Source organism: Cohnella laeviribosi DSM 21336, assembly GCF_000378425.1.
Classification (GTDB): Bacteria; Bacillota; Bacilli; order Paenibacillales; family Paenibacillaceae; genus Cohnella; species Cohnella laeviribosi.
Genome location: NZ_KB899819.1, coordinates 76,128 through 94,835 on the forward strand (window position 1 = coordinate 76,128; position 18,708 = coordinate 94,835).

Here is an 18,708-nt window from a genome sequence, read left to right on the forward strand (position 1 = left end):
CTCTTCCGACAAACTCCAACGCTGCTCCTTCCTTCTCTGTGGTACAATTGCGATAAGGGACGTTTTTTACAAGCGTTCCGGTACGCTGCCTGGAGGGATGCTGCCATGGATGTCGCGATCATCGTTGAAGGAAAAAACGATAAAAGCCGGCTAGCCCGCGTACTGTCTCCCGAAATCCCGATTTACTGCACCTTCGGCACGCCAAGCGCGGAGCGGATTGAAGCCCTTCGCCGAGCGGTGCGCGATCGGCAAGTCTACCTGTTCACCGATCCGGACGCTTCCGGCAGGCGCATCCGCGGCGTTCTCAGCGACGTGTTCCCGGATGCCGAGCATATTTATACGCGCCGCGGATACAACGGCGTGGAGGGGACACCGGAAGAGTATTTGATCCACCAGCTTGAAAAAGCCGGGCTGGAAGCCTATATCCTCTACCCTGACCCGTCCGAACCGTTAAGCGGCAAATTCCGGTTCGATTAGCGCAAGCAAACCCCGGAACAAAACCAAAAAACGCCCGGTCCGCATGCGGCCCGGGGCGCTTACGATTACAGCAGTTTTTTGATTTCCTTGAACAGGCCGTCCGCGTCCAGATCGCCCGGATTGCCGTTCGCGTCCGGCGAGATGTATTCGCGGATCCGGCCCTTCTGGTCGACCAGCACGACGAGGTTCGAGTGGCCGAAATCGCCGTTTTCGTCCTTGACGACCATAAGTCCGTACTTCTTGGCCAGGTCCCAAACCGGCTGCTCCTCTTCGCCGCGGAGGAATTTCCAACCCGTGTAGTCCGCGTTGAATTTATCCCCGAACGTCCGCAGCACATCGGGCGTATCCCTCAGCGGATCGATCGTGATCGACAAAATTTCCGCCTTGTCTCCGAACAAGCCTTCCGCCTTCAGCTTCTCCTGCACCTGCGACAGCATGAAGGTGGTCGGAGGACATACGTCGGGACAATGGGAGAAGAAAAAGTAGACCAGCCTTACTTTGCCGTTAAGCTTGCTCATCGTGACGGTCTCGCCGTCGATGCTCTGCAGGGTAAAGTCGGCCGCCTCGCCCTGTACGGGCAGTTCGTCGCCCTTGGCGGAATTCCACAGCAGATAGCCCGCCAGCACGACGCACACCGCCAGCAGCGTCAGCGGAAACGCATAGCGCTTCGCAAACGGCTTGCGCGTTCCGCCCTCAGCCGATTGCGGCGCATTCGCCTCCGATCCGGCGGGTTCCGCGCTTGCCTTCAAATCGCGGCCGTTCCTCAACTCGTTCATGAAGATCTACGCTCCATTCGTATCGAAAATCATCGCCAAAAATAAAATCAACAAATAATTGACCGAGATCATGAAGTCCGCCTTGGCCCATTTTTCCGTATCCCGGGCGCGAAGTCCCGATACCGCATGGAGCAGCCAGACGCTCGCGACGGCGACCGACAGGACGAGAAACACGACGCCCGCATAATCGTAAACATACATCAGGACGGAAGCGGCCAGCAGCGCCGCAATATACGGAATCATCTGCACCTTGGTCCGGCGGACGCCCTTGACGACGGGCAGCACCGGAAAGCCGGCGGCCCTGTATTCTTCGACCCGCCGGATCGCAAGCGACCAAAAGTGCGGCGGCTGCCACAGAAAGAGCAGCGCGAACAAAAGCCACGCTCCCGCGTCAACCTCCCCGGTTACCGCGCAATAACCGATGACCGGGGGCATCGCTCCGGACACGCCGCCGACCGAGGTGCTCCAGGTGGAGCTGCGCTTCAGCCACATGGTATACACCACGACGTACACGAACATCCCCAGAAGGCCCAGCCATCCGGTTAAGGGATTGACCAGCGCAAACAGCACCGCCAGGCCGATCACGCCGAGCGCAATGCCGTAAACAAGCACAAAAGAAGGCCGCACCCGGCCCGTCGGCAGCGCCCTGTTGCGTGTGCGCTCCATTTTGCTGTCCATTTCCCGATCCCAATAATTATTGAAAACGCAAGCCGACGCCATCGTCAGCGCCGAGCCGATCAGCACCCAAACGAGCAGCATCCAGTCCATTTGCCACCGGGATGCGACCCAAAAGCCGCCGAAAGCCGCAAACAGGTTCAACCGAATAATGCGCGGCTTGGTCAGGGCCACGAGATCTTTCAGCACGATGCTCCTCCTTTGAGCCGTAAAAAGCCGCAGCAAACAAAAGCCATTTCTTTTTTTAAATGATAACTCAAATCTCCAGCCGTTGACAATGTTCGCGCCCCCGTGTTCATCAAATCGCCACCGCCTGAGCGCCGTCCGCCGATGTCACACATTCCTCGCCACCTCAATATATTGTAAAGTGACATTCGCCCAGAACCGCCCAAGGGAGCCCGGGTCGGAAGACGAACGCGAAGGGAAAGGGGTTACCGCCAATGGCCGTCATCAAGGCAAACAGCGAGGATGTCAAATTATTGGCCCGCCTGCTGCGCGCGGAAGCAGAAGGCGAAGGCGCACTTGGCATGCTTATGGTGGGCAACGTCGGCGTCAACCGCATTTTGGCCAACTGTCTCGATTTTCGCAACATCCGAACCATCCCCGACATGGTGTATCAATCCCCCGGCGGATACGAATCGGTCCAGAAGCCGTACTTTTACCAGAGAGCGCGCGAATCGGAAATTGCGCTTGCCAGGCGCGTCATCAACGGCGAACGCACGCATCCGGCGACCTATGCGCTCTGGTTTTTCCGCCCGACCGGGGACTGCCCTCCCACCTGGTACAACCAGGCCAACACGGGGCGTTTTAAAGCCCACTGCTTTTTCGCCCCGACCTATGAAGATTGTCCGCGTGTTTATTAAGGCGTTCAGCCATTTTTGAAAAGGAGGATTCACCTTGTTCCAAAAAGTGCCTTGGCCCGCTGCGGCCATGCAACCGATGGTCGGCCCTTTCCAGACTGGCGTCAGCGGCTTCCCCGGCGCCGCTGCCGTTCCCCCCTCCGTGCCGAGCGGGTCGATGATCACGCCCGGAGGGGCGACCGTTCCGCCGCGAGAAGAATCGTATGTGGAAAACATTCTGCGCATGAACCTGGGCAAAGTCGCCACCCTGTACATGACGTACGAGAACAACCGGGAATGGAACGCCAAAATTTTCAGAGGCGTACTGGAAGCGGCCGGCAGGGACCACATCGTTATCAGCGATCCGGCCACCGGCAGGCGTTTCCTGCTGCTCACCCTGAATCTGGATTACATTACGTTCGACGAGCCGCTCAACTATACGCTTCCGTTTGGTTCGTCCCGCTAAAGCCGCCTGCAACCGGCGCAAACGTCCAGATCCGCAAGCCTTCGCGCCCGCCCTTGATCCACGGCTCCATCGCCTGCCATCCCGAACGCCCTTCGCGGCGTTCTTTTTCTATTCTCGCCGCTTCCTCCGCGTCCGCCACCCTCCGCAGCTCGACCATCACGCCGGGCTGGGAGGTGCTTTCCATCAGCTCCGTTCCCCGCCACCGTTCCGGTTCCCGGCGAACCCATTCCAAATAGGCGGAGCGGTGACGTTCCTCCACGACGTATTCCACGAACAAAATCATCGGCTTTCCCCCTTTTCTTATAATTTCGCCCGGCCAAGCTCATACTGAATCCGTTAAACAAGCACGAAAGGGGAACCTGTCATGGATTCAGGCACGCATTTGTTGTTCGGCCTCGGCTTGGGCGGATTGGCCATGGTCGACCCGGTCATCGCTTCCCATCCGTACGGCCCGGTCGCCGTGCTGATCGCCACGGTCGCCGGCTCGCAGGCGCCGGATCTCGACGGCCTGCTGCGTTTCAAAAGCAATGCCGATTATATCAAAAACCACCGCGGTTTGTCCCATTCCCTGCCTGCGGTCGCCGGCTGGACGGCCGTCATCACGCTCGTCGTGTCGGCGCTGTTCCCCGGCATTCCCTGGTGGCATATCGGCGCCTGGACGCTGCTTGCCGTCATGGTCCATGTCGCAAGCGATCTGTTCAACTCCTACGGCACGCAGGCATTCCGGCCGATCTCGCGCAATTGGGTCGCCTGGAATGTCATTCACATTTTCGATCCGTTCATTTTCTCGTCCCATCTTGTCGCCTTGCTGCTGTGGATCACCGGCGCAGCCGATCCGAGGGCTGTTTTTCCCGTCCTATACGGCCTGATCGTGGTGTATTACGCCTGGAGAACGCTGGTTCGCAGAAGGATAGCCGCCGCTCTCCCGCGCGTCGATCCCGAGCATGCGGCGGAAGACAAGTATACGCTGCTGCCGACGCTGTCCCTGCACCGCTGGCATGTCATTCGGGCGTCGGACGATTGCACGTACAGGATCGGACGCTGGGACAACGGGCGTCTGACATGGGTCGAACGGACGCGCTGCGATCAGCACCCCGCGATCGAAGCTTCGCGCAGCATTCCCGACGTGCAGGCTTTCCTGAAGGTAACGCCTTTTCCTTGCGGACACGTCAAGGAGAAGCCGTGGGGGTACGAAGTGCGGTGGGTTGACATCCGGTACCGCTACCGCCGCCAGTATCCGTTCGTCGCCGTCGCGCTGCTTGACGCGTCTTACCAGCCGATCCAGTCCTACGTCGGGTGGCTGAGCGAAGAACGTCTGGAAAAAAGATTGCGCATGAACACGTATTGAGCGTAGAAGCGCAGCCCGGCGGCTATTGACGCGCCCGTTCGAAAAGAGGACAATAATAAAAGCCCGAGGGCAACCTCGGGCTTTCGGTCGAGGACAATCGAGTCCGATTAGCGACCGCCGGAAAGCTGTTGTTCGGCAATTTGCACCAGCTTTTTCGTGATATACCCGCCAAGCGAACCCGCATCGCGGGAAGTCACGTTGCCGTAGTATCCGTCGGCCGGAATTTGCACGCCCAGAGATTGGGCGGCTTCCGTTTTCAAGTTGTTGAGTGCCGCTTTCGCTTGCGGAACGACCAATTGTTGGTTTCCTGCCATGTTCATACTCCTTCCGTCTTGCTGTAATGGGTTTGCAAGCTTGCTTTCCTAGTATGCAAAGGCGGAAGGAAAATATGCTCCGGGGAGTTGAAAAAGATGAGGAAATCTGTAGCCTGGCTTCTGTCCGTTACGGCGGTCGTCTGGATGACCGCCACGGCCATCACGCTGGAATATAACGGTTGGCTCGCTTTGCTGTTCTTCGTCCTCTGCTGCTGCACGATCGGCTTCGGCTTTGCCGTCAAATCGCGCAGCCGCCGCAATCCCCGATAACCGGCAACCGGCCATCCGCACCGGCCGGCAAGGAAGCGACAGCCGAAAGCACGGCCTGCCGCTTCTTTGCCGGACATCAGCGGCGCGGCGGCAGAAAGCCCATCGCTTCCTTCACGCGGGCAAGCGTCCGGTCGGCCACTTCCCTTGCCCGCTCCGCCCCTTCGCGCAGCAGATCGTGGATGGCGCCCGAAGCGCGGATTTCCGAGTATTTGCGCTGCAGCGGCTCGAGCGTGGCGACGACATGCTCGGCGAGGTCCTTCTTGAACGCGCCGTAGCCCTGCCCTTCGTAACGCGCTTCGATCTCTTCGAGCGAAATGCCGGCGCAATGGGCGTAAATGGACATCAGGTTGCTGATTTCCGGTTTGTTTTGCGGATCGTATTTGATCTCCCGGCCCAGGTCCGTTTTGGCCCGGGATATTTTTTTGCGGACTTCGTCCGGCGAGTCGAGCAGGGCGATATAGCTGCCCGGATTCGGATTGCTTTTGCTCATTTTTTTGCTTGCGTCGTCCAGCGACATGATGCGCGCGCCCACCTTCGGGATGTAGGGCTCGGGAATGCGCAGCGTTTCGCCGAAGCGATGGTTGAACCGGCCCGCCAGATCGCGCGTCAGCTCCAAATGCTGCTTCTGGTCGTCGCCGACCGGCACCAGATGCGCGTCGTACAGCAAAATATCGGCCGCCATCAGCGACGGATAAACGAACAGCCCCGCGCCAACCGCTTCTTTCCCCGCCGACTTGTCCTTGAACTGGGTCATCCGTTCCAATTCGCCCATGTACGACAGCGTCGTCATCAGCCAGCCGAGCTCCGCGTGCGCGGGCACGTGGGATTGGACGAACACCGCCGCCCGCTTCGGATCGATCCCGGCCGCGATAAACAGCGCGGCGACCGATTCCGTCTGCTCCCGCAGCGCCGCCGGTTCCTGCGGCACCGTAACCGCATGCAGATCGACGACCATAAAATAGCAGTCGTATTCGTCCTGCAGCTTCACGAAATTTTTCATGGCGCCGATGTAGTTGCCGAGGGTCAGCTTACCGCTCGGCTGAATGCCCGAAAGCACCCGTTGTTTTTCGCTGTTTGCCATTTGACGTTTCCACCTTCCTATTCAATCCCAATAAAAAAGACCTCCTCGCCTAAGGGACGAAGAGGTCGTGGTGCCACCCTTATTCGCTTCAAAGCGCATCCCGCGCCGGTGCGGCGCCATATCGAACGTTTCCGCAAGCGGAACGGCCGGATGAACCGCTCTGAAGCCTTTGCGTTCCGTAACGTGGAACAGGACGGGAAGCCACGGACGCCAAGCGTGCGCATGCATCGCCCGCCGTCTTTCCGCTTCCGGCTCCGAGTTCCATTCCGCAAGGGGGAAGCGCCGGTTCGCAGCAGCCACCGGCTCTCTGCAAGCTGTCCCAAACAATGCGTACTTGTTCTCGTCATCGCCGATTTCTCGATATTGAACCCCATTATACTCCCCTGCGCCGAGAAGTCAACCCTTCCGCCAACCTTCGGCGCCGCTACCAGCCGACCCGCACGATAAGCCCTTTCGGATCGCCGACCTCTAGATACGAAGCCTGCCCGTTCACGTCGTCATACGCGAAGCCGTAAGCGAGATTGTCGATCCCGTGATCGTGCCAGAATTTCGCGTAAAAGTTGGCCGGCGCCGCCTTGTAATAATTGGCGACGTTATTCCAGTCGGAAGTGGTGTATACGTGCCGGTTGATCGCCGCGCAGACGGCCGGATCGGTGACGCTGTTGTCGCAGCGCAAGATGTCTTGCGTGTTGTAGCCGGAATAACCGGCGAAATAGTTCGCGTTCGCGCCTCCCGCGGCGAACGAGCCGTGAATCGGCGCGACGATCCGGTAAGGAGCCTGAACCGTCCCGAGCGACTTGAACGCCTCCGGCACTTCGTTCTGATATGCCGCGAACAGACCGGCGCGCGTCTCGGATTCGCGTTCCCCGACCGTCCGGTCGTAATTGCCGGCTCGGTTGACGAGCCGGTGCTGAATCGGAAAGCCGAACGCATCGACGCGGGTCGTGTTGCCGTGGTAGCCGGAATCGTTCACCGTAAATTCGACAAAATCGAAATAGACGTCCCGATTCGGATCGGTCGGGTTGTTGATGTCCGGTCCGGCGAAGCCGTTGTCGTAAGTCTTGATGTAGCAAGGCGTTCCGACGCAGAGAAACATGCGGCCCGAAGTGATTTTCGGCAAATTCACCCAGCTTGCGTCGCTGATTTTGTGGTAAATGTTCGCGTAATTTTGACCGCCCTTGGTCAAATGGCCGGACGCGTCGTTCAGCGCATTCGAGATCGGAATCAGATTGCCGCTCAAATCGAGGTAACTCCATTTATTGTTGGCCGGATTGATCCCGAGCACGCCCCAGTAGATCTGGCTGTCGCCGTAAGCGCCGTTCGTACCGTTCATGACTTTAACCGAGACGGCTCCATTGCCCGTCGGGGTCGGAATGGAAGAAGCCGGAATGGACCCGATTCCCGGACTCGAACCCGAGCCTCCTCCGCCGCCGACGGTATAAGTGAAGGTGGTGGTATCGTAAGCGGGCGTTCCGTTGTTATACGTAAAAGAATACGTCAAAACATGGCCGGAGGCCACTCCCGAAACGTTCTGCTCGTAACGCGCAAGTCCCGCATTGTAGCTCATGCGGACATTTTGCTGCGTACCGCCGTTCAACTGATAATGAACGTCAACCCAAGTCGTGTCGACGGAGGATTTGAACCAAATCGTCGCCACGGAGCCCGAGACGGATACGCCCTGCGTGTAATCGGCCGCAAAGACGCGCGAGGCGTACACCGGAAATCCGACTGCCAAAAGCAATGCAAGCAGCGGCCAAATCATTTTTTTCCTCATCCATCGCACCTGCCTTCCTATTTTTTGGTTTGCATCATAAGGAGCCGTTCGCGCATATACCATCCTTCCGCCACTGGCCTTTCCCGCGCCGTTGTCGTCATGTTCCCCCCCTTTCGCGTGCGAATTTCGGACTCTTGCGATCCGTTTTACGATCCTTTTCGCGAAACATTTGTAATCGCTTTCAAAAAGATTCCTTTATGAATCCTACGCCGGACTATTTGCGCCAAATAAAGCGAAGCTTTCGGCTTTGTCTCGCGTAGGACATTTTCCCAAAATATAACTCTGGTACACGTTCTTGTCAACGGCTATTTTTGGCGTTTCTTGTCGCTTCGCTTGGCCGGCGCGCAGGACGACCGTTCGACAAGCTTCGCCATAAACACTTCGGGCGCGGCCCCGTCTTCTTCCCGCTTTTCCAGCCTCGCAACCAACCGATCGACCACCTGCACCGCCATTTCCACCCTCGGTACCCTCATGGTCGTAAGCGGCGGATGCGTGTATTCCGAGATGAGCAGATCGTCGAATCCGATGACGGATACCGTATCGGGTACGGAAATCCGATGCCGCGCCAATGCCTTGAGCGCTCCGTAGGCCATCAGGTCGTTGCTGCAGAACAAAGCGTCCGGCAGCCGGCCTTCGCCAAGCCAATGTTCGACCGCCCGTTCCCCGTCCGCCTCCGCAAACCGGCCGTAAAAGACGCAATCCTCCCCGAGCGGCAAGCCGAGTTCGCCAAGCGCGTCCGCGAAGCCGCGAAACCGCTCTCTGGCGGTATGGTTTTCCATGCCGCCGGTTACGATGCCCATCCGCTTGTGGCCGAGCCCCGCCAGGTATCTGGCCGCTTCTCCGGCGCTGCGGTAGTTGTCGAGATGCGGAATGGGCACGTCAGGGGGCGCGTCGCCGAAAAATCCTTCGTCGAACACCCCGACTTCATAGCCGGCTTCCCGCATCCGGCCGACGATCTCCCGCAAATCCGACCAACTGACGATGAGGCCTCCGTCGATGCTCTTTTGCCGGTACATGCTGAACAGCGGATCGGGATCGGCGATATCGAGCATCGCCACCAGCGTATTGTAGCCCAGCGACGCGCAGCGGCTGATGATGGCGCCGATCACCGCGCCGAAAAAAAGATCGTCCGTATGCAGCGTATACTTGCTTGCATCCTGCACGATAAACAATCCGATCGTATGCGTCTTGCGCGCCGACAGCTTGCGGGCGGCCGCATTCGGCTCGTAATGGTGCTCCGCCATGACGCGCAGCACCTTCTCTCGCGTCTCGGGCTTCACCAAGGCGGAGTTGTTCAGTACGCGCTGGACCGTTTTCCTGGAGACGCCGGCCAGCCTGGCGATATCGAAGCTATCCATTGCCAACATCCTTATCCAGATTAAGCGAACAGTTCCAGTCTAGCCGACCCCGGAAGGACGGTCAAGGCTCGCGCGGGGCGGAACCGGTCTGCGACAAGCCCGATCGGTCCGCCGGCCTTCAATGGCGCGAGCCGCCATTTTTCAAAACGGTTGCCATCCTTCTTCTGTACTTACCCGCATTGGGCCAAGCATACGATAAAGTGATCTCCTTTCCATCCTTTCCATCTTTTCAGCGACCGAAGGAAGTGATGTTGTGCCGGTTTCCTGGTTCAGGCTCGCCGCCGCCGCGGCCGCAACGTTCGTCTTGGCCTATATGGCGTTTGCCGCCCGGCTCCCGCTCGAGCGGTTGATGCCGTTTTTTCGTGCGTTCGCGGATACGTTGTTCGATGCGCTGCCCTTTTTGTTGGCGGGATCGTTCGTTTCGGCCGTTCTGGAGACGCTTGTCCCCGACCGCCTCGTGCAGCGGCTTGCGCCTGGCGGCAAGGCCGGAGGCATCCTGTTCGGCAGTCTGCTCGGCATCGCGCTGCCGATCTGCGAATGCGGCATGATACCGGTCGTCAGGCGGCTCATCCGCAAGGGACTGCCGTCCTTTGTCGGCGTAACCTACATGGCGGCGGGGCCGATTGTCAATCCGGTCGTCTTCGCCTCGACCTTGACGGCTCTTGGCGTACGGTCCGACCTTGCCTATGCGCGGTTTGCGCTCGCCCTGGCCGTGTCGGCCGTCTTGGGGGTCCTGATCGCATGGGCAATGCGCGGCCGCAGCCCTTTGCGCGCGGATCGCGGTCCCGGCCAAGGCGGATCGGCGTTTCGCGGCCACGATCACGGGGACGGCCTTGCGCTTGGCGGAGCTATCGGATTATCCACGAACGCCGGGCAGCCGGACGCGCACCGCCTGCGCTCCGGTTCGTCCGCAAACAGGGCAAAGCTGTGGAGGGACAGAGGGGCTCATATTGTCGCGCATGCGGCCGAAGACCTGTGGGATACCGGAAAATTTTTGATCGCCGGCTGCCTGCTCACCGCCTTTTTGCAGACGGCTCTTCAGCCCGGTCAGCTCGCCGAGGCCGCCGGACATAACGTTTTGCCCCATCTGTTCATGATGGGACTGGCATTCGCGCTGTCGCTGTGTTCGACCGCCGACGCGTTCGTGGCCGCTTCCTTCGGCCATTACGTCCCGCAAGGCGCGCTGTTGTCGTTTCTGGTGTTCGGTCCGATGTTCGACCTGAAGGGGATGCTGATGATGCTGTCGGTGTTCAAAGGGAGGTTCGTGCTGCTGTTCGGCCTGCTGGCCGCCTGGCTTGTGCTGGTCGGGTCCGTGCTGGTTGAGCGGATGGGCTGGTTGTGAAAGCAAAGTCCCCTTTGCGGGATGCGGGGGGCCTCTCTTCGCGCGCAAGGCCGGCCCCACGGCGGAGCCGGCCTTGCCATTGCTGCGGCGCTAGGCGTGCCGCAGGCCTATTCGAAGTTCGAGATTCCTCTGCGGTCGTGCTTCTTCGGATGTAACCGGAACAGGACGTTTGCCATATTGTAGTTACTTTCGAATTGGACGCTGACCTGCACCTTGTCCTGGCGAAGAACGAAATCGTAGGAAATCTCGCCGTGCGTCCATCCCTTCTTGCTTTTGATGGCTTCGACGGCTATGCGGCGCAAATCCGCCACTTGGGCGCCGCTGAGTCCGGGAGCGCCTCTTGCGCCCGCCCTCGCTTGCTCCAAATCAATCGGCAAATGCCGAATCCCGAATTTCCCCACCGTATCGTTGCGAATTTGCAGCACAATGGTTCCGGCGGACATTCCCTTCAGTTCTTCTTCCAGTTGTTCCAACGCCATGTCCACTTGCCTAGCCAATGAGACCTGTTCCGAATGCATTATTTTCCTCCTTTTTGCACTTGCTATCATATGTGGTATGTATTTCCTTAAGACTATAGGGCTATTATATGAAAATAGTTAGAATTTTTCAATGATTTTGTCTGGTTTTGTCACAAATAAATATTCGCCAAACGGACGATACAGCGCTTCAAGCGCCTTATTCTATAAGAAAAACGCGGGCGGCTCCGCCCGCGTTAAGGATTAGACGTTTTGACTGAGCGCGACAAAGGTGTCCACGTCCGCCACCGCGCGGTCGACAGCCGCCCGCCAAAACTCCGGACGGTCCAGGCGAACGCCCAAATGCCGGGAACCGAGCTCTTCGACCGTCATCCGCCCGGTGTCTCTCAGCAGGTCGTCGTACCGGCGGGCAAACGACGGCCCTTCCGCTTCGGCCACGGCCGCGATGCCGGTGCTGAACAGATAGCCGAAGGTGTACGGGAAGTTGTAAAACGGGACGTCGGTCAAATAAAAGTGCAGCTTGGACGCCCAAAAGTGCGGATGCCAGGAAGCGAGCGCCCCGCCGTAAGCCTCGCGCTGCGCGTCGAGCATCAGTTCGTTCAGCCGCTCCGCTTCGAGCATCCCCTTCGCGCGCTGCGCGTAAAAACGGGTTTCAAACAAAAACCGCGCGCGTATGTTCATGCAGAACGCGACCGCGCGCTGCAGCCGCTCGTCGAGCAGCGCCAGCTTGGCCTTATCCCCGTCCGCGCGCTTCAACAGCGCATCGCTGACGAGCGCCTCCGCGAACGTCGATGCGGTCTCCGCCACATTCATCGCGTAATCCTGCGCAAACATGGGCAGCCCGTGGACAAGCGAGCTGTGATAGGCGTGCCCCAGCTCGTGCGCCAGCGTCGAAACGTTGCCGGGCGTCCCCGAGTACGTCATGAAAATGCGCGATTGCGCGCTCTCCGGAAAGTCGGTGCAAAATCCGCCGGGCCGCTTGCCCGGGCGATCCTCGGCTTCGATCCAGCGCTCGTCGAACGCCCGCCGCGCCAGCTTCGCCATGTCCGGCGAAAACGCTTCGAACGCGGACGCGATAATCGAGGCGGCTTCGCCGTACGGGATCGACGCCGACGCTTCTCCGACCGGCGCGTCCACGTCGTGCCAGGCGACCCGCTCTTTGCCCAAAAGGCGGGCTTTGGCCGCCAAATAGCGCTTCAGCGGCTCCTGGCCGGCCGCCGCAGCCTCCCACATCGCCTCCAGCGTGTCGCGGCTCATCCGGTTAAGCTTAAGCGGCTCCCGAAGCACATCGTTCCAGCCTCTGGCTTCGTACAGCTTCAGCCTGAACCCGGCGATCCGGTTCAGCGTATCCGCGCACAAATCCGCCTGCTCCGCCCAAGCGCGCTCCCAGCGGGCGGCCATCTCATCGCGCACGGCCGCTTGGGGATGCTCCAGCTTGTTCGCGGCCTGCCCGGCGGACAAATAAACCGTCTTGCCGTTCTCCTCCCAAGGAATCGAAATCCGGCCCACAATCGTCTGATAATGCTCGGCCCAGCCATGGTATCCGTCGACCGCCAGTTCACCGGCCAGCGCTTCCAGAGCCGGAGGGAGCTTGTCCTTCACCGCATCCCGGCGTTCGTTCAGCACAAACGCCACCGACGCCTGGCTGCCGGAAGCGGACCAGGCCGCCCAATCCGCCTCCGGCACGGCCGCAAGCTTCGCGTCGAACAAATCCGACGCCTGGCGGTACCGGGCCGAAAGCGTCTGAATCCGCTCGGTCCACGCGACCGCTTTCCGGTCGTCCATGCGCTGCGCCGTCAGGCAGCTCACGTAAGCGTCCGCCTGCCGCACCCGCGACATCGCTTTTTGCAGCCCGTCCGTCCATTCCGCAAGCTGCTCGAGCCGGACAGAACCTCCTTCGGCTCCGGCGTTCTTCAGCTCGCTCAGCAGCTTGCCGACTAGCGCTTCCGTTTCCGCGAAAAAAGCCGCAAAGTCCTTCGACTCCGATCCGCCGGCAAAGAATACATCCAAATCCCAGGTTTGAGACTCGAACCCGTTCATCCGTCCATCATCCTTTCGATTCTGTTTCGTTTCCGGCGGGCTTGATCCCGCGCGCCTTCCGGCCGCTCCCGTTGCGCGCATGCGCCATGCTGGTGTATCGTTAGATGAAAATGGAGGTGCCTTCGTTGATTCCCTTCCGGAACAGTTTACCATACGACATCCAAATGAATGAAGTCTACGCGTCGGAATGCCCCTTTTGCGGAACGGCGCATGTGCGGCTTCCGCTCAAGCCCGGCGACGTCCTCGATTTGCGCAGCGGGCCGGGGAAACGGGCCGTCGTGTTTCCCTGCTGCCGCAACCGGCTGCAGCTGATCGACTCCGACGACGATTACCTGATGGCCGATCGTCCCATCCGGCGCTGACAAAAAACACGGCAACGATAAGCCAATCATTGCCGTGTCGATCTGAGCTGTATTCGATTTTCAGGCTCCGCTCTGCATTTCCTCCGGAAGCTCCTGCCCTTTTTGGACAAACTCTTCGCGGATGGCGGCCCACTGCTCCCGGGAAGCGCGGATCATCGCGCTGTCCGTGATGCTCTTGTCGTGAATGACGCGCGAGAACCAGCGGACGGCCTCGCGGGGTTTGCCCAGCCTGCGGTTCAGTTCGCCAATCAAGTACAACAGGCGGGCGTTGTTCAGCGACTCGCGCTCGCCCTCGTACACCCTCACGTAAGCGTCGAGCGCAAACTGAAGGAACCGGTCCTCCTGATCCTTCTTCTCCTCGTAGCGGTACAGCCATGCGATATGGTGGAGCAGCCCGGCGATCACCCGATCGGATTCGTTCACCGCCTGGGCGCACAGAAGCGCCAGCTTGTAGCACTCCATCGCCTCTTCCAGCGTGCGGGCGCCGCCGTAATTCCGCGCTTTCCACTGGCGTCCGAGTTTTTCCAAATACGCGTATTTTTGTTTGTCGTTCAGATGCTGGTTGAAATTTTCCGTCGAGGCGAACCCGCAGTAAGGGCATACCCGGACGACGTAAAAATCGGGATTGACCGCGTCGAAATACGCGCAGAAATCGCTGTCGGTCCGAACGGGCCGCTTAAAGCTCGGGCGAACGCGCGAGGTCAGAAACGTGCTGCCGCAGCAAATGCAGGTGATTTTCGATTGGTAAAGCGGCTCCATCCGGGTCTCCTCCTTGGCTCGGCTTTATCGGTTTACGAGTTGACAAAATGGTACGCGGGTCCCGACAGCCTCTCCAGCATCAGCGCTTGCAGCTCCTCCGGCAGGGACGTTTCGGACAAGGCGCGTCTCATGCAGTCCAGCCAGGCATCCGCCCTTTCCTTCGTAATCGGAAACGGCAAATGGCGCGCGCGCATCATCGGATGGCCGTGCTCATCGGAATACAGCGGCGGTCCGCCAAAAAACTGGGTCAAAAACTGGTACTGCTTTTCCATAACGGGTCGAATATCCTCGGGAAAAAGCGGCGCCAGCAGGGGATGGGCTTGTACTTTCGGATAAAACTTTTCGACGATCTCCCGGATGGCCGGGGCGCCTCCCGCTGCTTCGTAAATCGTGTTGAAGTTCAAAAAGCGATCCCTCCTCGGGTCCAGGACGCCTGTCTTGGGACGATTGCCTTAGCGCTGACCTCATTATATCACAAAAGCAGCCCATCTTCGCCTATAAAAAGCCGGCCCCTCCGCCGCGCTTTGAGCGTACGGCGCCGCGGCGCCGGCGCAAAACGGCAACAAAACAAAAAAACACCCTTTTCGGGTATGGGGTTTCACATCAGGATTCGGAACGCTCCGTCCGGGATTCCGTTTCATCCTCCGCCGGATGCAGCGACTCGCGAATGACATAAACGAAAGCGCATACCATGATTCCTGCCACAATAGCTGCCACGCTCATCTTCATTCCTCCGCATCTTTTGGACTGCATAACCGCATCCATGCCAATTTGTAGTTCTATTGTACCATATCCTGTTTCCGGAAGACAGACTTTTTTTGCAAGCGATTTCAATCGGTTCCGATGGAAAGAATAGGCGCCCGCCCACATATATTTAGGGGACAAGACTGTGACGAAAGCGCGGAAGGATGGGACGGATGGCAAGCAAAAAAACGGCTGCGGACATGCCGGTGCGGTGGATGCGGAAAGCGGCTTTGCTGAGTACGGGCCTGCTCGCGTTGTGGATCGGAGGCATGGCTTTGGCCCTCCCCCAACAGACGCTGCAGGCTTCGCTGCGGGGACTCTCGGTCTGGTGGGAAGTGCTGTTCCCCGCGCTGTTTCCCTTTTTCGTGCTGTCCGAGCTGCTTCTCGGCTTCGGCGTCGTGCATTTGACCGGCTCGCTGCTCGACCCGCTGATGAGGCCTTTGTTCCGCATTCCGGGCGTCGGCGGATTCGTGGTGGCGATGGGCTTCGCCTCGGGATACCCGGTCGGAGCCCGGCTGACCTCGCGCCTGATGGAGCAGCGGCTGCTTAACCGCGAGGAGGGCGAGCGTCTGGTCGCGATGACCACGTCCTCCGACCCGATTTTTTTGATCGGGGCGGTGTGCATCGGTTTTTTCGGCCGCGCGAACGTGGCCCCGGTGATGGCGGCCGCCCATTACGGCGGGGCGATGCTGCTCGGTTTTGCCCTCAGGCGCGGCGGACGCCAAAGACGGGAAGACGATGCGGAGACGGAAGCCGGAGCGCCGGAGAGCGCCATGCGGAGTACGGGCGGCCAAGCGGCGGGGAGCGGCATGGGGCCCGGCGGCCGGGGGAGGCTGCGGCATGCGGTTGCCGCCATGCACCGCGCCCGGCTTGCCGACGGGCGGCCGTTCGGCGTTATGCTGCAGGACGCGCTCAAGTCGTCCCTTCAGCTCATGATTGTCGTCGGCGGCCTCGTCGTGTTTTTTTCCGCCGCGCTTGAGCTGCTTCTGCACAGCGGGGTTCTTTCCTCGCTTCGGTTCGGATTCGGCCGCCTGCTCGGCGCCGCCGGGCTTGTACCCGGCTTGTCCGAAGCGGTCGTGCAAGGCGCGTTCGAGGTTACGCTCGGCGCCCGCGCCGCGGCGGAAGCGGCCCGGTCGGCTCCGCTCGTCGACCAGGTGGCCGCCGCCGCCTTCGTGCTCTCCTGGGCCGGCTTGTCCGTGCACGCGCAGGTGGCCGGGTTGATGAGCCGGACGCGCTGGCGGTATCTGCCGTTTTTGCGGGCCCGTTTGCTTCATGCGGTCATCGCGGCGGCTCTTGTGTACCTGCTGTGGCCGCTGCTCGGACCTCCGGCCTGATCGCCCCGGCGCCGAAGGGGGCTTTTTTCCCGGCTTGTTCTCTTCCGCGCAATGCCTGGCGGGTCCGCGGGATTGTGTTGGCCGCGGCAATTGTTTATCATCGTAGTGAAAGAACTCGTTCAGCGACAGGCTGCGGAAGGAGCAACGACGTGAAGTATGCGCTGCTTGACCGGGGCGACCGGCTTTCCCGCCAATTGGCGGAGCAGTTTCACACCCTTGCCCGGGCAAGAGGGCTTATCCATGACGAATCGGCGCCGGACATCGTGCTGTCGATCGGCGGAGACGGAACGCTGCTGCAGGCGTTCCACCGATTCCGCGACAAAGTGCGCAATGTGGCCTTCGTAGGCGTTCATACCGGACACCTCGGATTTTATGCAGACTGGCAAAAAAACGAACTGACCGAGCTGGTCGAATTGATGGCCTCGACGGAACCGAAAACGGTCAGCTATCCGCTGGTCAAAGTGGAGATCGTGACCAACGGGGGCACGTCGGTTTACATGGCTTTGAACGAATTTACGCTCAAAAGCGTAGACGGCACGCTGGTCGCCCAGTTGAACATCAACGACGAACCTTTTGAAATGTTTCGCGGCGACGGCATCGTCGTCTCGACCCCGTCCGGCAGTACGGCTTACAACAAAAGCGTCGGGGGAGCCGTCATTCACCCGTCGCTCGAAGCGCTGCAGATCGCCGAAATCGCATCGATCAACAACCGGGTTTACCGGACGCTCGGTTCGTCGATCATTTTGCCCAAGCACCATCACTGCGACATCGTGACCGACCCGGAGGAACCGCTCGCCATCGGCATCGATCATTTGATCATGCAGTTTCACGAGGTCCGTTCCATCGTATGCACGGTGGCCGAGGACAAGGTGCATTTCGCCAGGTACCGTCCGTTTCCGTTCTGGAACCGGGTACGGGAAGCTTTTATCGGCCTCGATCAGGCCCAGATGGCTTCGACGCAAAAACGCCCGCGCTAACTTGCCGTTTGCGGCCTGCCGAGGGCCGCAAGCCACGCCATGCGGCGGTTTGCCGCTCCTCTCGGTTAAGGCGAATCGCCGCCGCGGTTCCAAAAAAAGGCATTCCCGGCTTGCTGCCGGGAATGCCTTTGATTTTGCTGGCGCTTTCATAGCGCCGTTTTTACACCCGATCGCCGCCGGATTGGCCGCCGACCTCCTGCTGGCGGCGCCCGCCGCCTTCCGCCCGGGGAGCTTCGTCGCCGCGCGGCCGGTTTGTCTTGGCGCCGTTTAACCCGCCGCGGCGGCGGTTTTTGCCCTGCCATCGCCCGCCGGAGCGCTGCGGGCCATGACCCGCCTCGCCTTGCACGGCTGCGTCGCTTCCCTGCTTGGGACCGCGCTCGCGGGCTTCCTTGGCCGGTTCGCCGCCGGCAGAAGCAGGATGCGCCTGCTTGGGATGGCCGCCCTGTCCGCCCGGCGCTCCGCCAGCCCGTTTGTCCTGCCCGGAAGACGGTGAGCCGCCGCGCGCGTTCCCGCTCTGCTGCGCGCGGCCTCCCCTTCCGCCGAAGAAGTCCCCGCTTCCCTGGCGCTGAGACTGGCGGGCTTGTCCCGGGGAGCTTCCGCCGTCCTGACCGTGCTTCCGCTGGCCTTCGGCCCGTCCTCCGGAACCGGGCGCGGTTCCCGCTCCGCCGAAACCGAATGCGCCTGCCGTCCCGGCTCCGCCGGACAACGCGGCCTGAGCGGCCGCTTGAGCTGCCGCCCGGCGCTCCGCTCCTTCGGACACGGCTCTTGCCACGGCGGAAGGACTCGTGCCCGGGATACGACCGATCGGGCGTTCCTTGAGCGGCCAGCGCAGCAGCAGCCCCGTCCCGTTCGAGCCGGCCGAGGCCGCCGTTTCAGCCGTGCCTTCCCTGCTGTCCGGCGCCGATTCCGCCGTCTCCGGGAGCGCGCTCAAATCGACGATCAGATGATCGGGAACGGATTTCGGATCGGTCTTCTCGAGCACAAAATAAGCGCATCCGAAATTGCAGTATTCGTTAATGTAATCTGCGAGGCTGGAAATGACCGAATCTTTCGGCGCTTTCGGATTCGGCTCCCGAAAGAGCCCCTTGAGCCGGAGCTGATTGTATCCCCAATCCCCGACGATATAGTCGTACCGGTCCAACACTTCGCTGTACCTCGCGCGAAACGCCTCGGGATTCCACCCGTTCTTGTGATCGCGAACGACCCTGTAGGCATTTCCCTCTATCATGTAGATCACGACTGCTTCTCCTCTCGAACGCCCGTCGAGTTGACGACCCCCGTCAATCCGACTCCCGC

Annotated in this window: 21 protein-coding genes; 9 read left to right on the plus strand and 12 right to left on the minus strand. The window is 60.3% G+C overall.

Annotated elements, in window-relative coordinates; all coding sequences use genetic code 11:
* Positions 1-105 precede the first annotated feature (105 nt).
* Complete coding sequence (locus F560_RS0109895) at positions 106-477, plus strand: ribonuclease M5 (protein ID WP_019005576.1); 372 nt, start codon at positions 106-108, stop codon at positions 475-477.
* A 65-nt stretch (positions 478-542) separates the two neighbouring features.
* Here F560_RS0109895 and F560_RS0109900 read toward each other — a convergent pair whose 3' ends face one another.
* Both F560_RS0109900 and cyoE read right to left on the minus strand, forming a co-directional pair.
* The gene (locus F560_RS0109900) at positions 543-1,253 is read right to left on the minus strand and encodes an SCO family protein (RefSeq protein WP_019005577.1); all 711 of its coding nucleotides are present in this window, start codon (positions 1,251-1,253) and stop codon (positions 543-545) included.
* Positions 1,254-1,259: 6 nt separating this feature from the next.
* On the minus strand, positions 1,260-2,120 hold the full coding sequence (gene cyoE / locus F560_RS0109905; protein WP_281167171.1) for a heme o synthase: 861 nt from the start codon (positions 2,118-2,120) through the stop codon (positions 1,260-1,262).
* Between the two features lie 248 nt (positions 2,121-2,368).
* Between cyoE and F560_RS0109910 the strand changes: the two genes are divergently transcribed.
* The gene (locus F560_RS0109910) at positions 2,369-2,791 is read left to right on the plus strand and encodes a cell wall hydrolase (RefSeq protein WP_019005579.1); all 423 of its coding nucleotides are present in this window, start codon (positions 2,369-2,371) and stop codon (positions 2,789-2,791) included.
* A 34-nt stretch (positions 2,792-2,825) separates the two neighbouring features.
* Complete coding sequence (gerQ, locus tag F560_RS0109915; RefSeq protein WP_019005580.1) at positions 2,826-3,233, plus strand: spore coat protein GerQ; 408 nt, start codon at positions 2,826-2,828, stop codon at positions 3,231-3,233.
* Here gerQ and F560_RS22945 read toward each other — a convergent pair.
* Positions 3,199-3,516 (minus strand): hypothetical protein, encoded by a 318-nt coding sequence (locus F560_RS22945; RefSeq protein ID WP_019005581.1) that lies wholly within the window; start codon positions 3,514-3,516, stop codon positions 3,199-3,201. The genes gerQ and F560_RS22945 overlap by 35 nt on opposite strands.
* Before the next feature lie 81 nt (positions 3,517-3,597).
* On the opposite strand from F560_RS22945, the gene F560_RS0109930 reads away from it, so the two are divergent.
* Entirely contained in the window at positions 3,598-4,581 is a 984-nt protein-coding gene (locus F560_RS0109930; RefSeq protein ID WP_019005582.1) for a metal-dependent hydrolase, read from the plus strand.
* 107 nt (positions 4,582-4,688) lie between these two features.
* On the opposite strand, the gene F560_RS0109935 is transcribed toward F560_RS0109930, so the two are convergent.
* Positions 4,689-4,895, minus strand: a complete 207-nt coding sequence (locus F560_RS0109935) for an alpha/beta-type small acid-soluble spore protein (RefSeq protein ID WP_019005583.1) — start codon at positions 4,893-4,895, stop codon at positions 4,689-4,691.
* A gap of 96 nt (positions 4,896-4,991) precedes the next feature.
* Here F560_RS0109935 and F560_RS25925 point away from each other — a divergent pair, with 96 nt between their 5' ends.
* Entirely contained in the window at positions 4,992-5,165 is a 174-nt protein-coding gene (locus F560_RS25925; protein ID WP_169449897.1) for a DUF5325 family protein, read from the plus strand.
* A 76-nt stretch (positions 5,166-5,241) separates the two neighbouring features.
* On the opposite strand, the gene trpS is transcribed toward F560_RS25925, so the two are convergent.
* From trpS to F560_RS0109960, 3 genes are all read right to left on the minus strand, one after another.
* Complete coding sequence (gene trpS, locus F560_RS0109945; RefSeq protein WP_019005585.1) at positions 5,242-6,246, minus strand: tryptophan--tRNA ligase; 1,005 nt, start codon at positions 6,244-6,246, stop codon at positions 5,242-5,244.
* Positions 6,247-6,670: 424 nt separating this feature from the next.
* Positions 6,671-8,020 carry a glycoside hydrolase family 64 protein gene (locus tag F560_RS0109955; protein WP_019005587.1) on the minus strand — a complete coding sequence of 450 codons (1,350 nt, stop codon included), beginning with the start codon at positions 8,018-8,020 and terminating at the stop codon, positions 6,671-6,673.
* Between the two features lie 305 nt (positions 8,021-8,325).
* Positions 8,326-9,378, minus strand: a complete 1,053-nt coding sequence (locus tag F560_RS0109960; RefSeq protein ID WP_019005588.1) for a LacI family DNA-binding transcriptional regulator — start codon at positions 9,376-9,378, stop codon at positions 8,326-8,328.
* A 253-nt stretch (positions 9,379-9,631) separates the two neighbouring features.
* On the opposite strand from F560_RS0109960, the gene F560_RS22950 reads away from it, so the two are divergent.
* Positions 9,632-10,720, plus strand: coding sequence for a permease (locus F560_RS22950; protein WP_019005589.1), 1,089 nt, complete (start codon positions 9,632-9,634; stop codon positions 10,718-10,720).
* A gap of 107 nt (positions 10,721-10,827) precedes the next feature.
* Here the strand turns inward: F560_RS22950 and F560_RS0109970 are convergent, their stop codons facing one another.
* Together F560_RS0109970 and F560_RS0109975 are read right to left on the minus strand one after the other, a co-directional pair.
* Entirely contained in the window at positions 10,828-11,238 is a 411-nt protein-coding gene (locus F560_RS0109970; protein WP_019005590.1) for a hypothetical protein, read from the minus strand.
* Between the two features lie 201 nt (positions 11,239-11,439).
* Positions 11,440-13,236, minus strand: a complete 1,797-nt coding sequence (locus F560_RS0109975; protein WP_019005591.1) for a M3 family oligoendopeptidase — start codon at positions 13,234-13,236, stop codon at positions 11,440-11,442.
* Positions 13,237-13,352: 116 nt separating this feature from the next.
* Between F560_RS0109975 and F560_RS0109985 the strand changes: the two genes are divergently transcribed.
* Positions 13,353-13,598: a hypothetical protein gene (locus F560_RS0109985; RefSeq protein ID WP_342662936.1), complete on the plus strand. Its 246-nt coding sequence runs from the start codon at positions 13,353-13,355 to the stop codon at positions 13,596-13,598.
* A gap of 60 nt (positions 13,599-13,658) precedes the next feature.
* Here the strand turns inward: F560_RS0109985 and F560_RS0109990 are convergent, their stop codons facing one another.
* Both F560_RS0109990 and F560_RS0109995 read right to left on the minus strand, forming a co-directional pair.
* Positions 13,659-14,357: a DUF2225 domain-containing protein gene (locus tag F560_RS0109990; RefSeq protein ID WP_019005593.1), complete on the minus strand. Its 699-nt coding sequence runs from the start codon at positions 14,355-14,357 to the stop codon at positions 13,659-13,661.
* Between the two features lie 32 nt (positions 14,358-14,389).
* Positions 14,390-14,761 (minus strand): globin domain-containing protein, encoded by a 372-nt coding sequence (locus tag F560_RS0109995; protein WP_019005594.1) that lies wholly within the window; start codon positions 14,759-14,761, stop codon positions 14,390-14,392.
* 513 nt (positions 14,762-15,274) lie between these two features.
* Here F560_RS0109995 and F560_RS22955 point away from each other — a divergent pair.
* Together F560_RS22955 and F560_RS22960 are read left to right on the plus strand one after the other, a co-directional pair.
* On the plus strand, positions 15,275-16,435 hold the full coding sequence (locus F560_RS22955; RefSeq protein WP_019005596.1) for a nucleoside recognition domain-containing protein: 1,161 nt from the start codon (positions 15,275-15,277) through the stop codon (positions 16,433-16,435).
* 149 nt (positions 16,436-16,584) lie between these two features.
* Positions 16,585-17,412 (plus strand): NAD kinase, encoded by an 828-nt coding sequence (locus tag F560_RS22960; protein WP_019005597.1) that lies wholly within the window; start codon positions 16,585-16,587, stop codon positions 17,410-17,412.
* A gap of 160 nt (positions 17,413-17,572) precedes the next feature.
* Here the strand turns inward: F560_RS22960 and F560_RS25005 are convergent, their stop codons facing one another.
* The gene (locus F560_RS25005) at positions 17,573-18,640 is read right to left on the minus strand and encodes a YutD-like domain-containing protein (protein WP_245554834.1); all 1,068 of its coding nucleotides are present in this window, start codon (positions 18,638-18,640) and stop codon (positions 17,573-17,575) included.
* Between the last annotated feature and the right edge of the window lie 68 nt (positions 18,641-18,708).